This window comes from Bacteroides sp. (assembly GCF_029057325.1).
In the GTDB taxonomy this organism is placed as follows: domain Bacteria; phylum Bacteroidota; class Bacteroidia; order Bacteroidales; family Bacteroidaceae; genus Bacteroides.
The window spans coordinates 1-16037 of sequence record NZ_JAICZW010000054.1; the positions used below are offsets into that span (position 1 = coordinate 1).

The window sequence follows — 16037 nt, forward strand, 5'->3', positions numbered from 1 at the left end:
ATGTTTCAAAAGCGCCTTTTGCTTTCGGACCCTTCTGGCGCCATACCTTGAGCGTAAATGATATATTTTTATCCATTTTTCTTTAATTCTTTAATTGTTCAACGTTCCCGATTAGCTCTTGTAGTTACGAGTCTGTACCTTGATTGCTTCGTAAACCAGCGGTTCTTTCAGCAATACCGGTTCCTTCTCGTCGCTGCCTTGGTATTCCCAGCAAGCTACATAGAAGTAGTTCTCGTCGTCGCGTTTGGCTTCGCCCTCTTCGGTCTGGTATTCTTCACGGAAGTGGCCGCCACAGCTTTCGTTGCGGTTCAAGGCATCATGAGCAACGAGTTCGCCCATGGTGATGAAGTCGTACAGGCGGATGGCCTTGTCCAGCTCTACGTTCATGCCTTCCTTGTCGCCGGGGATGAACAGCTCTTTCTCGAACTCCTTGCGGATTTCCTTCAGTCTCTTCAAGCCTTCCTTCAAGCCTTCTTCAGTACGTCCCATACCTACATATTCCCACATCACGTGGCCCAGTTCCTTGTGGATGGAGTCAACGGATTTCTTACCCTTGATGTTCATCATCCAGTCGATCTTGTCCTGAACGGCCTTCTCGGCGGCTGCGAATTCGGGCAGGTCGGTAGAGAAGCGGGGAACGGTAATCTGGTCGGCCAGATAGTTCTGGATGGTGTAAGGCAATACGAAGTAACCGTCGGCCAGACCCTGCATCAGGGCGGAAGCACCGAGGCGGTTGGCTCCGTGGTCGGAGAAGTTACATTCGCCGATGGCGAACAGACCCTTGATGGAGGTCATCAGTTCGTAGTCCACCCAGATACCGCCCATGGTGTAGTGGATGGCCGGATAAATCATCATCGGGTTGTGTTCGGGGTTCACGTCGGTGATTTCCTCGTACATGTCGAAGAGGTTGCCATAACGCTGGCGAACCACGTCAACGCCCAGACGGTTGATGGCGTCGCTGAAGTCGAGGAACACGGCCAGGCCGGTGTTGTTCACGCCGAAGCCCTTGTCGCAACGCTCCTTGGCGGCACGGCTGGCAACGTCGCGCGGAACGAGGTTACCGAATGCCGGATAGCGGCGTTCCAGGTAGTAGTCGCGGTCTTCTTCGGGGATGTCTTTTCCTTGCAGCGTACCTTCTTGCAGCTTCTTGGCGTCTTCCAGCTTCTTCGGAACCCAGATACGACCGTCGTTACGCAGAGATTCTGACATCAGCGTCAGTTTAGACTGCTTGTCGCCGTGAACGGGGATACAAGTGGGGTGAATCTGCACGTAAGCGGGGTTGGCGAACCAAGCACCCTTGCGGTAGCAAGCCATCGCTGCTGTACAGTTACATGCCATTGCGTTGGTAGAAAGGAAGTAAGCGTTACCATAACCGCCGGTGGCGATAACCACGGCATGGGCGGCGAAACGCTCCAGCTTACCTGTAACGAGGTTCTTGGCGATGATACCGCGTGCGCGTCCGTCGATGAGAACCACGTCTTCCATTTCATAGCGGGTGTAGAGTTTTACGGTGCCTGCGTTCACCTGACGGCTCAGCGCGGAGTAAGCACCCAGCAACAGCTGCTGGCCTGTCTGACCTTTGGCATAGAAAGTACGTGATACCTGTGCGCCACCGAAAGAACGGTTGTCCAGCGTACCGCCGTATTCGCGTGCGAAGGGAACACCTTGTGCCACGCACTGGTCGATGATGTTGTTGGATACTTCGGCCAGACGGTAAACGTTGGCTTCACGGGCGCGGTAGTCGCCACCCTTCACTGTATCGTAGAACAGACGGTAAACGGAGTCACCGTCGTTTTGGTAATTCTTGGCTGCGTTGATACCTCCCTGTGCGGCGATGGAGTGTGCGCGGCGCGGAGAGTCTTGGATGCAGAAGTTGAATACTTTGAAACCCATCTCGCCAAGTGAGGCGGCGGCGCTGGCTCCGGCAAGTCCGGTACCTACGACGATGATGTCCAAACGGCGCTTGTTGGCGGGGTTTACTAATTTTTGGTGAGCCTTATAGTTGGTCCATTTCTCAGCCACCGGTCCTTCCGGTATTTTAGAATCTATCTTGGTCATAATGCAATTTACAATTTAGTCATTTACAATTTACAATTTAGCAAGCGCCGCACAATGATTTTGCAAAGAATACGACAACTACCAGTGCGAAGCATACTACAACAATGGTAGAGTAGATGTCGGAGATGCACTTCCAACGGTTGATCCATACCTTGTTGTTCCAGCCCAAAGACTGCATGGCGCTCCAGAAACCGTGGGTCAGGTGGAACCACAATGCGGCCAGCCAAACGAGGTAAAGCACTACAAACACCGGGTTGCTGAATGTCTGCTGGATGTGGTAAACGCCGTTGGCGGCAAAAGCGAGTGTGCCCATGTCGGCGTGCATGCCCATGTTGTGCATCAACTCCGGCAGCTGCATCTTAGACCAGAAGTTTACCAGGTGCAGACCCAAGCCTACAATCACGATAATGCCCAGTACGAGCATGTTTTGAGAAGCCCATTCCACGTTCTTCGGTTTCTCTGTCACGGCATAGCGTTCGCTGCCGCGTGCCTTGCGGTTCTGCATGGTCAGCCAGAAAGCGTAGATGATGTGGATGATGAACAAGGCAGCCAGTCCGGCGGTTGCCACAAGTGCGTACCAGTTTGCTCCCAGGAACTCACAAACCATGTTATAGCCGTTGGCCGAAACCAAGGCAACAAGGTTCATCGCCATGTGAAAGGTTAGAAACAGGACAAGGGCGATGCCGGTAACACTCATCACCACTTTCCTTCCTACAGATGAATTACTTAACCACATAAATGATTGAATTTAAATTATTTAATAGTTAGAAAATATATCCACAAAAGTTGATTCCTCTCATTTTGTGCAAAAATAGGTGAAAAAGCTTGATTAAGCAAGCGATTAAAGAAATTATTCCGTAATGCACGGCTTTTTCATGAAAATGGAGTCCGTTGACTTCTGACGTAACGGAGCAAAGCGGAGTGATAGCTCCTCTGACTCCTTCAATGAAGAGCCGTGGAACGAAAATCATATATATTTACACAAGAAATCTTCCTTCCGGAGATTCCGTCATCTTTTGTTTTTCCGGTCCGTGTCTTATCCGGCCCTTGTCTGCTCCATAGTTTCTTCGGTGTTTCTTCGGACGTTCTTCGGACATTCTTCGGTCCTAGGGAGTGGAGTTTGTCCGAAGAACGTCCGAAGCCGAATAGGCTCTGGTAGGGGGCGGACAGGGTGCAGTATAGAGACAATAGCTGGTGAAAAAGCAAAGGGTGTTTTTTCACCGGAGCGTGGCGGTTGCGGGAAAAAGATGAAAAACATTTTACAAACGAAGGGAGTGCTTGTGACAATGCCATTTCCGGGGGCATTCTCGTTATTCCTTCTCCTTCTCCTGTTCTTTGTGGAGGATGCCGATGTTTTCTCCGCTCATCAGGCGTTTCCGGAGGGAGCGTGGAGTGTCGCCGAAGGAGTCTTTGCAGAAATGGGCGAAGTGGGAGAGGGAGTCGAAGCCATAGCGGGCACTGATGACCGAGATGCGTTGTTTGGTGTGTCGGAGGTCGTTCAGGATGCCTTCGCGCTTTTTGTCCAGAATCCATTCATATACAGGGACTCCGTACATGTTCTTGAAGAGGCGGCGGAAGGTGGTGATGGTATAGCCGCCGAGGTGGGCGAACTCTTCCACATTCTTCACCTTGTCGTAGTTTTTCATCACGAAGTAGTGGAAGCTTTCCGTGTAGGAGCTGATGGGGTAGAAGAAGCTGCTGATTTGGGGCAGCGGATAGTAGCATGTCAGTATATGCACCAGCTCATACCCTTTTATCTTCAGGTATTTGCCGCATGGGCAGGGCTGTTCCTTGAGGTAGCATGCCACGCCGCTCAGGATGTTTTCCAGCAGGGGAATTGCCGTCAGCGGGGTGTAGGTGAGGGGAGGGGCCGAAAGTTTCAGCACCTCTTTGTAGCGCTCTTCGCATATCAAGGGAGGTTCGTTGAACCAATAGACGATGTACTCCACTTCCGTCAGGGCGAGGAGTTCCATTTTGGAGCCGATGGCTTGCAGGATGATTTGTTTGCTGCGGAGGGTGGCGCCCGGATATTCGTTGCTGTTGATGAGCAGTTCGCCCCGCAGCATGAAGATCATGCAGTTTTGCGTGCACTTTTTGGCAGAAGCATGCCATCCTTTGGGATAATGGTGTAAAACCAACATTCCTTCTGATTTCTGAGCGCATGTATTACAATCAATATTCCGGTTGCAAAAGTTTTCCGAAGCCATAAAAGGATAGCGAATTTAGTATAAAAGTGGGGCAAAGATAGACTTTTTTTATAATAACTATGTCTGTTTGTTTTATCTTTGCACCAAACAAATGTGAAAAGGTTATGAAAAAATGGTACTTATTTGTATATTTTATCTCCCTTGTTGTATCGGGTGTTTCGGCGCAGAATTGGGACATCAATACGCTGCATAGAGTGAACGGTTGGGATGGCAGATTCATCCGCAACTACAATAAGGTGATTTCGCGTTCGGAGCCTTACGTAGCGGTTGGCGTACCTGTGGCGATGGCGGTGGCGGCGTGGGTGAAACACGACAAGGGGCTGCTGAAGGATGCGCTCTATGTGGGTACCGGTGTGGCGGGAACCTTTGTCGTGACGTATGGGATGAAGTATCTGGTGGACCGCCAACGTCCCTACGATAAGTATCCCGACCGGGTGCATCCCTATAGCCGCGAGAGCAGTCCTTCCTTCCCTTCGGGACATACGGCGACGGCGTTTGCCCTTGCCACTTCGCTCAGCGTGAAGTATCCTAAATGGTATGTGATAGCTCCCTCTGCCTTGTGGGCGTGCTCCGTGGGAGTCTCCCGCATGAACGAGGGGGTGCACTATCCGTCGGATGTGCTGGCGGGGGCGGCCATCGGTGCAGGATGCGCCGTGGCGAACATCTATGTCAACCGTTGGTTGAATCGCTGGCTGTTCGGCGAGTAAACAGCTGGTTATGAATATGTTGCTGGCTGTTTGTTTTCGGCTTGACAGACGCAAGTGTCTGTCGCGACAGACACTTGTGTTCAAGAAGTCAGACACTTGCTTCTGAGCGGACAGGAGCAAGTGTCTGTGAAAGGGGCAGTTATTGCCCGGGAATAATCGTGCTGTAGATGCCTTCGTCCAGCACTTTCAGTGCCTGTTGCACGCTGTGGTTCGTGGTGTTCATGACGCGGAAGTATTCGTTCATCTCCCACAGGTCGCGGGCTATCAGCGCCTTGAGCTGTGTCTTGATGAGCGGCAGGGAGCGGTTGTATTGTCTTTCGTCGAACTTGATATTCTCCTTTTCGGCCATCGCGCGCACGTCGGCCAGGAACCGGTCGTCTATCTCAAACTTTTCGTTGAAGGCCTCGAAGGTCTTGTATCGGCTCTGCAACTCCTTGCGGTGTTTCTCGATGTAGCCGGTGGTGCTTCGGATGATGACGCCTTTTGCCACGAGGTTGCGGTGGTAGTCGGTATATTGGGTGGTGTCGATGGGCACGAAGAAGTCGGGCATGATGCCTCCGCCGCCATAGACGGTGCGTGCCAGGCGTTTGGTCTGCACCTTCAGCGAGTCGGCGAAGTGGATGCTGTCGGCGTGAATCATCTCACCGTGGTTGAAGCGGTCTGTCAGTTCGCGGTTGTATTTCGACACTCCTGCCTCGCCGTTCAGCGTGGCGTCGGGGTTGGCGGTGTTGTCGTAGGGCTTCTGGATGCAGCGGCCTGCGGGGGTGTAGTAGCGGGCGATGGTGAGCCGGATCATGGAGCCGTCGGGCAGGTCGATGGGGCGTTGCACCAGTCCTTTGCCGAAGGTGCGGCGGCCTACCACTACGCCACGGTCCCAATCCTGAATGGCTCCCGTCACGATTTCGCTGGCGGATGCGGAGTACTCGTCCACCAATACGACGAGGCGTCCTTTCTTGAACTTGCCTGTGCCTTTGGCATAGAAGTCGCTGCGGCGGGCGGCGCGTCCTTCGGTATATACAATCAGCTCTTTCTGCTCTAAGAATTCGTTGGCCAGGTCGATGGCGGCGTTCAGGTATCCTCCGCCGTTGCCTTGCAGGTCGAGGATGAGGTCTTTCATGCCCTTCTGCTGCAACGTTTTCAGGGCTTCGGCGAACTCTTCGGCGGTGGTGGCGCCGAATCGGTTGATACGGATGTAGCCGGTCTGCGGCTGTATCATGTAAGAGGCGTCGAGGCTGAGGATGGGTATCTTGTCGCGGCGCACGGTGAAGTGGAGCGTGTCGTCCACGCCGCGGCGCACGATGGCGAGGCTGACTTCCGAGTTCTTCGGTCCCCGCAGGCGGCTCATAATCTCTTCCGTGCTCATCTTCACGCCGGCGATGGCGGTGTCGTTCACCGCCACGATGCGGTCTCCCGCCAGAATGCCCACTTTTTCGGAAGGCCCGTTGCTGACGGGCTGGATGACGAGCAGCGTGTCTTCCACCATCTGGAACTGCACACCGATGCCTTCGAAGTTCCCCTGCAAGGGTTCGTTCATCTTCTTCACCTCTTCGGCGTTGTTGTAGGTGGAGTGGGGGTCGAGCTGTGCCAGCATCCGGATGATGGCCTCTTCCACCAGTTTGTTCTCATCCACCGGGTCCACATAGAGCCTGCTGATGGCGAACTCCGCCATTTGCAGCTTGCGCAGGGCTTCGTTGTTCGATTGTTGCGCGTGCAGGGGTAGGGCGCAAAAGAGGAAAAGCAAAGCCTCACCCCCGGCCCCTCTCCAAAGGGAGAGGGGAGAGTGGGTGATGAGGGATATGAGGGCGGATAATGCTTTCGATAATGCTTTCATAAGGAATAATAAATTAATGATTGGTGAACTATAGGAGAGCTATTCTTTCTGTAGATGTGTCAAAACATGCATTTCACTTTCTTTTAGACACGGATTTACACGGTTTTCTTCTTGATTAATCTGTGCCTAAAATCTATCATTATGTCGGGTTCTTTTCGTTTTGACACATCTTTTCGGGGGGAGAGGCTATGAACCTGCTCACATCCTTCCCATACCTCAGCAACTCCCTTACGACAGTAGAACTGATACTTGACAGTTCCGGCTCGGTGAAGAGCAGGATGGTTTCGATGCCCGTCAACTGGCGGTTGATGTCGGCGATAGTCTCCTCATACTCAAAGTCTTTCACCGTGCGGATGCCTCGGATGATGAGGTTGGCTTCCATCTGCCGGGCGAAGTCGATGGTCAGGCAGTTGTATGACCGGACGATGACGCGCGGTTCGTCGCGGTAGAGGTCGCGTATCATCTGCTCCCGTTTCTCTACGGGGAAGTAGGTGTTCTTGTTGTCGTTGATGCCGATGCCGATGACCACTTCGTCGATGAACGTCAGCGCGCGGCGCACTATCGAAGCGTGTCCGATGGTGAACGGGTCGAATGTGCCCGGAAAGATTGCTCTTCTCATTGTGCCAAATCTTCTTCTATGATCAGGTTGTTGATGATAAAGTTCTGTCGTTCCATGGTATTCTTTCCCATGTAGAATTCCAGCAGTTCCTTGACGAGGTCGGTCTTGCGCAGCGACACCTGCTCCAGGCGCATCTCCTTGCCGATGAAGTGGCGGAACTCGTCGGGCGAGATTTCGCCCAATCCTTTGAAGCGGGTGATTTCGGGGTTCGGTCCCAGCTCGTCGATGGACTTCACGCGCTCCTCTTCCGAGTAGCAGTAGTCGGTGCGCTTCTTGTTGCGCACGCGGAAGAGCGGGGTTTGCAGGATATACACGTGCCCCTTCTTGATGAGGTCGGGGAAGAATTGCAGGAAGAAGGTGATGATGAGCAGGCGGATGTGCATGCCGTCCACATCGGCATCGGTGGCCACGATGACTTTGTTGTAGCGCAGTCCTTCGATGCCGTCTTCGATGTTCAGGGCGGCTTGCAGCAGGTTGAACTCTTCGTTCTCATAGACCACCTTCTTGGTCAGTCCGAATGAGTTCAGCGGTTTGCCTCGCAGGCTGAATACCGCCTGTGTGTTCACGTCGCGGCTCTTGGTGATGGAGCCGCTGGCGGAGTCACCCTCGGTGATGAAGATGCACGATTCGGTTTCCTGCTCCTTGCCCTTGCCGTCGTTCAGGTGGTAGCGGCAGTCGCGCAGCTTGCGGTTGTGCAGGTTCGCCTTCTTGGCACGTTCGCGTGCCAGCTTGGTGACGCCGGCGATGGCCTTGCGCTCCTTCTCGGAGTCCTGTATCTTTTGCAGCATCACTTCCGCCACCAGCGGGTTTTTGTGCAGGTAGTTGTCCACTTCGGTCTTGATGAAGTCGCCCACGTACTTGTTCACCGTGGGTCCGGCGGGCTTGTTCTCTTGCGGCACGGCGGGCCACATGTTGTTGCTGCCTAACTTGGTCTTGGTCTGGCTCTCGAACATGGGTTCTTCCACGTCGATGGCGATGGCGGCAACCAGTCCGTTGCGGATGTCGGCATACTCTTGGTTCTTGTTGTAGAACTCCTTGATGGTGCGGGCGATGTGCTCTTTCAGCGCCGTCTGGTGCGTACCGCCCTGGGTGGTGTGCTGCCCGTTGACGAAGGAGTAGTACTCCTCGCCGTACTGGTTGGTGTGGGTGAAGGCTATTTCGATGTCCTCTCCCTTCAGGTGGATGATGTCGTAGAGGCCTTCGCTGGTCATGTTGTCCTTCAGCAGGTCTTCCAGTCCGTGGCGCGAGACGATGCGCTGGCCGTTGTAGATGAAGGTGAGTCCTGTGTTCAGGTAGGTATAGTTACGTAGCAGGTTCTCTACGAACTGGTTCTGGAAGAAGTAGTTCAGGAAGAGCGTGTTGTCCGGCTCAAAGAAGATGAAGGTTCCGTTCTCTTCGGCGCTCTCTTCGGTGGTGTCGGTTTGCAGCACGCCTTTCTCGAAGGTGGCGGCGCGTACCTTGCCGTCGCGGTAGCTGCGCACTTCGAAGCGGCTGCTCAGTGCGTTGACTGCCTTGATGCCGACACCGTTCAGTCCGACGCTCTTCTTGAACGCCTTGCTATCATATTTGCCTCCGGTGTTCAGCTTGCTGACGGCTTCAATCAGTTTGCCTTGCGGAATGCCTCGCCCGTAGTCTCTGACGCTGACGCGCAGGTTCTCTTCGATGGTGACTTCGATGCGTTTGCCGGCTCCCATCTTGAATTCGTCGATGCTGTTGTCCATCACCTCCTTCAACAGGACGTAGATGCCGTCGTCGCTCTGCGAGCCGTCGCCCAGTCGTCCGATGTACATGCCGGAGCGGACACGGATGTGTTCCATGTCGTCCAGGTGGCGTATGTTGTCGTCGGTGTATTCTACGGTCGGTTCGCTGAAGGGGAGTCCTTCGTTGATATTTTCTTCTTCTTTCATGGGGTTTCGATTGTTAGGGATGCTTGCAAATATATAACTTATATACGATATATACGCAAAGCGGCTCTTGGGTTTTATCAAAAGTTCACAAATTCCAAATAGTTCTCCGGGATTATCACAGCCGTTTCTTCTATCGGATAATTTTTCAAGAAGGTATCGGGAAAGGACGTTTGCGCCTTCTTGGGATTCCACTTCATTTCAAAGACGGTGAACTTGCCGTCGGACTCTTCGATGTAGTCTATCTCCTGTTGCCGGGTGGTGCGCCAAAAGTAGCTTTTGGCAAAGCGCCCGGCGTAATGGTTGGCTTTGAGGCGTTCGCTGATGAAGAAGTTCTCCCACAGCGCACCGGTGTCTTGCCGCAGGTTGAGGGGAGCGAAGTTCTGTATCACGGCATTGCGGATGCCGTTGTCATAGAAATAGACTTTCTTGCTTTTTTTCAGTTCGGTACGCACGTTGCGGCTGAAGGCGTTCAGACGGAAGATGATGTAGCACTTTTCCAGCAGGTCGATGTATTTCTCTACGGTTTTGCTGTCCGTACCGATGGTTTGCGCCACTTCGTTGTAGGATACCTCGCTGCCCACTTGCAGGGAGAGTGCCACCAAAAGTTTTTCCAACAGTACCGGGCGGCGGATGTCATCTAAGGCGAGCAGGTCTTTGTAGAGATAGCTGTTGGCGATGTTCATCAGCAACTCTTTGGCTTCGTCCGCATGGTTGATGATGTCGGGATAAGAACCGTAGATGAGGCGCGACTCCAAAGATTGACGGATGGCAAGCAATCCCTTGTTCTCCAGCAACTCGGCGGTGGAGATGGGGTAAAGGTGGTATTCATACTTGCGTCCGGTGAGTGGTTCGTTCAGGCGGTTTTGCAGTTCAAAGGAAGAAGAGCCTGTTACCAGCAGTTGCACATCGGGAAAGTTGTCGGTAATCTTTTTGAGGGTCAAGCCGATTTCGGGCACCCGTTGCGCCTCGTCTATCACTACCAGGCGGTTGTTGCCGATGAGGAGTCTCAGCTCTGCGGTGTTGATTTGCGCCAGCATCTCTTTTACTTCGGGTTCGTCGCAGTTCAGTGACAACAACGGTTCGGTACGTTTTTCCGTGATTTGCCGGAACAAGGTGCTTTTGCCCACTTGTCTTGCTCCAATCAGCAGGATGGCTTTCCCTTTAAACATCCGTTGTTCTATGACTTTCTCCAGCTTCCTTGTTATCATAATTTTTCTTCGTTTTGATGCAAGGGCAAAGATAAGTTGTTTTTCTGCTAATCCAAAAAGTTGCGGTAACTTTTTGGATCGTAATCCGAAATGTTACCGCAACTTTTTGGATTAGGACGGTTAAGTCCTAAAATGCGTTTATCTTGAACTTTCTAAGTTTGTAAGTTTATTTCTTTTAAAACTTAATCTTATATCTTCTTCACAAAGCACCTCCTCCGCTTGTGCTGCTCCGTCTTGAAGTATTCCCATTGTGCCTGCACTTTGCCGTTCAGTTCCAGTTCGGGGTTGCTTTCGGCATATTCGAAGCCGAGTTGCTGATAGACGGGGATGAGGTCGGAGAAGAGCAGGGCGTTCACGCCTTTGTTCTGGTATTCGGGCTTTACGGCCACCAGCAGCAAGTCCAGCATCTTGGGATATCTCTTCAGGAAGAGCGTCTTGCCCAAGTGGTACCAGCCGAAGGGGAGGAGCCGTCCGTGCGACTTCTGCAAGGCTTCGGAGAGGGAGGGCATGGAGATGCCCACGGCTATCAGTCGGTCGTCGGCATCGGTGATGAGCGTCACCATGCGCAGGTCCACGATGGGGAGGAACATCTTGATGTACTGCTCTATCTGCTGTTGCGACAGGGCGGAGTAGCCGTAGAGGGGCCGGTAGGCCTCGTTCATCAGTTCGAAGATGGCCTGTCCGTATTCTTTGGCAATCTTGCTCGACGAGGTGTATTTCTTTATTTTGAGGTTGTATTTGCGCTGGATGAGGTCGGAGATGCGCTTGTGCTTGTCGGGAATGGCGTCGGGGATGTAGATTTTGTATTCCACCCAGTCGGCATCCTTCTCAAAGCCCATGCGTTCCAAATGTTGAGGGTAGTAGGGATAGTTGTAGATGGTCGCCATGGTGCTGAGTTGGTCGAAGCCTTCGACCAGCATCCCTTCGGCATCGAAGTCGGTGAAGCCCAGCGGACCCTGTATGTGGGTCATGCCGCGTTCCTTGCCCCACGCCTCGACGGCGTGCATCAGGGCATCGGACACTTCGGCGTCGTCGATGAAGTCTATCCAGCCGAAGCGGACTTCCTTCTTGTCCCAGGTCTGGTTTGCCTTGTGGTTGATGATGGCGGCTACGCGACCTACGATTTGTCCGTCGCGGTAGGCCAGAAAATAGTCGGCCTCACAGAACTCGAAGGCGGCATTCTTCTTCTTATTGAAGGTGTTGAGCATGTCATCGAAGAGGTCGGGCACGGAGTAAGGGTTGTCTTTATACAACCGATAATTGAAACGGATGAAGCGTTCCAGTTCCCGTCTGGTGGTTACTTTCTTGATTGTAATGGCCATAGTTCTTTCTATATTGAGGGTGCAAAGATACGTTTTCCATACATAAAAGCAATCAAGAATGAGCAGGAATCTTTTTCTTTGAAGGAGTTAAAGGCCGATACTCCGCCTTGTGCAAATAGCGCTATCGCAAGTAGGACTATCGGCTTCTAACTCCCGATAACTCCCTTTAACTCCCGAATAACTCCTTAAATCAAATCTTATATATCAGCACCGCCGTATAAGCGATGTATGCCAGCATCAGCACGCTGCCTTCCACCCGGGTGATGGTGCGCTTGCCAAAGAAACAGCCGAAGAGCCAGAAGAGGATGCCCGAACCTACCAGTGCCCAAAGGTCCAGGTTGGTGATGCCCGCCAGATGCAGCGGGGTGATGGATGCCGAACAGCCCAGCACAAGGAAGATGTTGAACAGGTTGCTGCCGATGACATTGCCGATGGCTATCTCCGGATTCTTCTTCAGGGCGGCTACGACCGATGTGGCAAGTTCGGGCAACGAGGTGCCGCCGGCCACCAGCGTCAGTCCGATGACCGACTCGCTGACACCTAGGCTGCGGGCAATGCCGCAAGCGCCGTCCACGAAGAAGCTGCCCCCGGCAATAAGTCCGGCAAGTCCGCCTACGATGTAGAGCAGCGATTTCCATAGAGGCAGTTCCTTGATTTCCGTCTCCTCTTCCGGCTGTCCGTCTGTCGGCTTGCCGTGCGAGGCGATGGCGAAGGTGTAGCTCAGGAAGACGACGAAGAAGCCGAGCAGCACCAACCCGTCGGTGACGCTGAGCACGTTGTCGTTGCCGCCGTCCAGAAAGAGGTCGTTGCAGCACACCAGCAGGACGAGCGAGGCGAGTATGCAGAGGGGAATCTCCTTCGCCAGCATGTTTCGGGTGACGGCAATGGGGGCGAAGAGCGCCGTGCAGCCCACTATCATCAGCGTGTTGAAGAGGTTGCTTCCCACCACATTGCCCACGGAGATGTCCGCGCTGCCCTTCAGGGCGGAAGAGAGGCTGACGGTGAGTTCGGGTGCCGAAGTGCCGAAAGCCACGATGGTGAGTCCGATGACGATGGTAGGGATGTGGAAACGTTTTGCCACGGATGCCGCTCCGTCTGTCAGCCCGTTGGCACCCAATAGGATGAGGAGCAAGCCTCCGAGAAGTAATGCGATGTTCATGATTCTTTGTTGTTATCTTTGTACGCAACAAAGATAACGGTTTGTTACTTATCTTTGTTGACGGTTCAGGATAAAATTACAGCATCACCGTCCGCCCCTCCGCAATGGAGAGCTTCGACCACGGCGTGACGGAAGTCCACAGGGCAAGGTCGTCGAGCGTTGCCGGGAAGGGCATCTCACCTTTCAGGTCGGCTTCGAGGGCTTTCAGCATGATGTAGTCCATGCCTTCGTGGTGGGTGTCCACCCGCAGCGCCTCGTTTCCCCATTGCTTCCAATAGCGATGTTCGTAGCGGTCCACGTAGGGGCTGTCCGCCTCCCAGGTCTCGTCCGGGCTGACGCCTTCGATGTAGATTCTTCTTGGGTCGCCCTGCCAGATGCCTTTGGTGCCCTGCACCTCGAAGTCGAGGCTGCGCGGGCGGGGCAGTGTGGTGTCGTGCGTCAAGGAGAGGAGGATGCCGTTCTCCGTCTTCAGCTGGGTGACGACGACATCGCCCAACTGAATCTCCACCTCCGTGTTGCCTCCCAAGTCTTTGATGCGTTGCCGCATACCTGCCGGTTTGGAGGCGAACGAGGTCAGGCTTTTGATGCGGTCCGTGCGGTTGATGCCGGCTATCAGGCAGAGGGGAGCCAGGCCGTGCGTGGGATAAAGGTCGCCGTTCTCTTGCAGGTAGAACTTGCTGCGCCATACGCTTTCCGTTTTCGCGCGGTTGCCGATGTTGCCGGCATCGTCCAGCAGCAGGCGTCGCAGGTCGTGGCGGTAGCCGCCCCGCATATAGATAATCTCGCCCAGCAACCCTTCCGCCACCATGTTGCAGACGGAGAGGTTGGCGCGCATGAAGAGCGTGTTCTCCAGCGGATAGACCCGGCAGCCGTGCCGGCCGGCCTGCTCTATCAGGGGTTGGTATTCGTCGATGTAGAGTCCGCCTTTTATTTCCAAAGCCACATGGCAACCCCGCGCCACGCATTGCAGGGCGTGCTGCACATGGTATTGCCAGGGCGAGGCGACGAATACCAAATCGGGAGTATGCTCTGCAAGCATGTTCAGATAGTCATCCTCGTCCCGGTTGTAGCACTTCATGTCCGGAAATTCTTCTTTCCCGATTCCCGGGTCGGCAAGCGCCACTACCCGGAAGGCAGGCAGTTGTTGCAATAGTTGCAACAACTGCCTGCCGCGATAACCCACTCCGATGAAAGCAACTTTTATCATAACTTGTCTTGATATGGTTTTGCAGGTTCCAAAGATACGGAAAAATCCGCTCCCGCCAATGAATTTGTTTGCTTAGTGTCATTGCGCCTCCGTGTGCGGCACATTGACCGGATCCTGTGCGGCTTGCGTGCCTGTCCGCACAGAAGCATGGGATGAAACGGCATGACACGGCTTAGAAGGATGTTTCTCCTACGAGATAAAGAGGCTTAATGTAGGAGATAAAGTATATCTCGCGCCGCGAGATATACATCCCGGCTGCTGAGATGTGCATCTCGCGTGCTGAGATATACATCTCGCGGCGCGAGATGAACTTTATCGTATAGCTTTTTTCCTTTTCCGACGGAAGAAAAGCTCTTTGGGATGCGGAGTTATGGCTTCTTGTCCCTATGGTCTGAGGGGAAGAGTGTACAAGGGCTTGTCGTTGCTTGCATTGTATTATGATTTTAGGCACGGATTACACGGATTTCACGGTTTTTTCTTTGTCCTATCCGTGAAATCCGTGTAATCCGTGCCTAAAAGAAAGCGTTGCAGAAGTTTTCAGATAGTCGGGGGACAAGGCGGCTGGCAGGCGATGAGCACCTTCTTTTCGTCGGCAAGCGTGGTGGCAAAGAGGTATGTGTCGCCACCTTCCGCCAGCTTCAGCCGCTTGCGCAGTTGGGCGACGGTGTCGGGGAAGTTGCGCACGGTGAGGTTGGCACGCTTTTCGTTGGCGAGCAGCGTCTTCACCTCTTTCTTGTTGAAGCCGCAGCAGCCGGTGATGCGGAACTTGCGTCCGGGAAAGTCGGGCAGCCACGCGTTCGAGGTGTAGAGGTGGCTGCTGGGATGCAGCTTCTCCACTTTATATATAGAAGCAATGCTGCGGAAGGCACCGGCTTTCATTGCCGAGGCGTTCGGTTCGTAGAGGTAGGTGCGGGGGACGGCGGCGTAGCTGCACGGGTTTTCCCGTTCCCAGCGGCGGGTGAAGGTGAGCGACTGCCATTCGCCTCCGTTGAGCAGGTTGACACAGTGGATGGGCACTTCGTCGGCAGGCAGGCGGACATCGCCGTTCAGCACGAGCAGCAGCTCCTTGCACTCGTTGCTTACGGAGACGATGTGCGCCTCCTCCACGTGCTTCAGGTCGTTCAGGGCAAGGGTGAGGTCCAGCATGGGCGAGAGTTTCACCAGCACGCGCCGGGCTTTCTGCACCAGCAACGCTTCGAGTGCGGCGACGTCCGGTTCGCAATCGGCTATTGCCACCGTCTTCCCGCCGTGCCCGTCGCGGCGTGCCGGGTCGATGAAGAGCCAGTCCGCCGGGTCCATCTCTTGCAGGTGGTGCAGGCTGTCGTCGTGGCAGACGGTGATGTGGTGCAAGCCTAAGGCGGGGAAGTTGTGCGAGGCAAGGCGGCAAAGCGTTTCTTGCCTTTCCACATAGAAGGCTTTCCGGAAGCCTTCGGCAAGGAAGGAGCAGTCGATGCCGAAGCCGCCAGTCAGGTCGGTGAAGGTATCTCCTTGTACACTTGTCTCCTCGTCCCCTCGTTCCTTTCTCCTCACCACTTCCGTTTTGTAGCGTGCCGTCGCTTCCGAAGAGCATTGCTCCAACGGGAGGTGTGGCGGGCAAAGGATGGTTTCGTTTGCCGCCCACGCAGGTACTTTTTCCGACAAGGTCTGCCTGCCGGCAATTTGTGTGATGGCGGCGGGCATATCGACGTCAGGATATCGGCGGGCTTGTAGGGCGAGGCTGCGCACATCGTCGCGGCTGTGCGTGCGGATGAAGCGGAGGGTTTCTTCGGAGAGTGTCATAGGCTTGGTTGAATGTGGATGCAAAGATAGTGG

The 16037-nt window shown here is 54.0% G+C and carries 12 protein-coding genes; 1 reads left to right on the forward strand and 11 read right to left on the reverse strand.

Going from position 1 to position 16037, the window contains the following annotated elements:
* Positions 1-111 precede the first annotated feature (111 nt).
* From K2G43_RS03715 to K2G43_RS03725, 3 genes are all read right to left on the reverse strand, one after another.
* Positions 112-2058 (reverse strand): fumarate reductase/succinate dehydrogenase flavoprotein subunit, encoded by a 1947-nt coding sequence (locus K2G43_RS03715; RefSeq protein ID WP_297645597.1) that lies wholly within the window; start codon positions 2056-2058, stop codon positions 112-114.
* Between the two features lie 37 nt (positions 2059-2095).
* On the reverse strand, positions 2096-2794 hold the full coding sequence (locus K2G43_RS03720; protein WP_297645600.1) for a succinate dehydrogenase/fumarate reductase cytochrome b subunit: 699 nt from the start codon (positions 2792-2794) through the stop codon (positions 2096-2098).
* A 574-nt stretch (positions 2795-3368) separates the two neighbouring features.
* On the reverse strand, positions 3369-4265 hold the full coding sequence (locus K2G43_RS03725) for an AraC family transcriptional regulator (RefSeq protein ID WP_297643918.1): 897 nt from the start codon (positions 4263-4265) through the stop codon (positions 3369-3371).
* Between the two features lie 104 nt (positions 4266-4369).
* Between K2G43_RS03725 and K2G43_RS03730 the strand changes: the two genes are divergently transcribed.
* Positions 4370-4972, forward strand: coding sequence for a phosphatase PAP2 family protein (locus tag K2G43_RS03730; RefSeq protein ID WP_297643920.1), 603 nt, complete (start codon positions 4370-4372; stop codon positions 4970-4972).
* 139 nt (positions 4973-5111) lie between these two features.
* Here the strand turns inward: K2G43_RS03730 and K2G43_RS03735 are convergent, their stop codons facing one another.
* From K2G43_RS03735 to K2G43_RS03770, 8 genes are all read right to left on the reverse strand, one after another.
* Complete coding sequence (locus tag K2G43_RS03735; protein WP_297643921.1) at positions 5112-6803, reverse strand: S41 family peptidase; 1692 nt, start codon at positions 6801-6803, stop codon at positions 5112-5114.
* 139 nt (positions 6804-6942) lie between these two features.
* Complete coding sequence (gene coaD / locus K2G43_RS03740) at positions 6943-7422, reverse strand: pantetheine-phosphate adenylyltransferase (protein WP_297643923.1); 480 nt, start codon at positions 7420-7422, stop codon at positions 6943-6945.
* Positions 7419-9329 carry a DNA topoisomerase IV subunit B gene (locus K2G43_RS03745; protein ID WP_297643924.1) on the reverse strand — a complete coding sequence of 637 codons (1911 nt, stop codon included), beginning with the start codon at positions 9327-9329 and terminating at the stop codon, positions 7419-7421. The genes coaD and K2G43_RS03745 overlap by 4 nt, the downstream gene beginning before the upstream one ends.
* A gap of 77 nt (positions 9330-9406) precedes the next feature.
* On the reverse strand, positions 9407-10537 hold the full coding sequence (locus K2G43_RS03750; RefSeq protein ID WP_300153013.1) for an ATP-binding protein: 1131 nt from the start codon (positions 10535-10537) through the stop codon (positions 9407-9409).
* A gap of 188 nt (positions 10538-10725) precedes the next feature.
* Positions 10726-11859 (reverse strand): N-acetyltransferase, encoded by a 1134-nt coding sequence (locus K2G43_RS03755; protein WP_300153014.1) that lies wholly within the window; start codon positions 11857-11859, stop codon positions 10726-10728.
* A 190-nt stretch (positions 11860-12049) separates the two neighbouring features.
* Positions 12050-13018, reverse strand: coding sequence for a calcium/sodium antiporter (locus tag K2G43_RS03760; protein WP_300153015.1), 969 nt, complete (start codon positions 13016-13018; stop codon positions 12050-12052).
* 76 nt (positions 13019-13094) lie between these two features.
* Positions 13095-14225: a Gfo/Idh/MocA family oxidoreductase gene (locus K2G43_RS03765; protein WP_297643929.1), complete on the reverse strand. Its 1131-nt coding sequence runs from the start codon at positions 14223-14225 to the stop codon at positions 13095-13097.
* A gap of 537 nt (positions 14226-14762) precedes the next feature.
* Positions 14763-16004 carry a class I SAM-dependent methyltransferase gene (locus K2G43_RS03770; RefSeq protein ID WP_300153016.1) on the reverse strand — a complete coding sequence of 414 codons (1242 nt, stop codon included), beginning with the start codon at positions 16002-16004 and terminating at the stop codon, positions 14763-14765.
* Positions 16005-16037 lie beyond the last annotated feature (33 nt).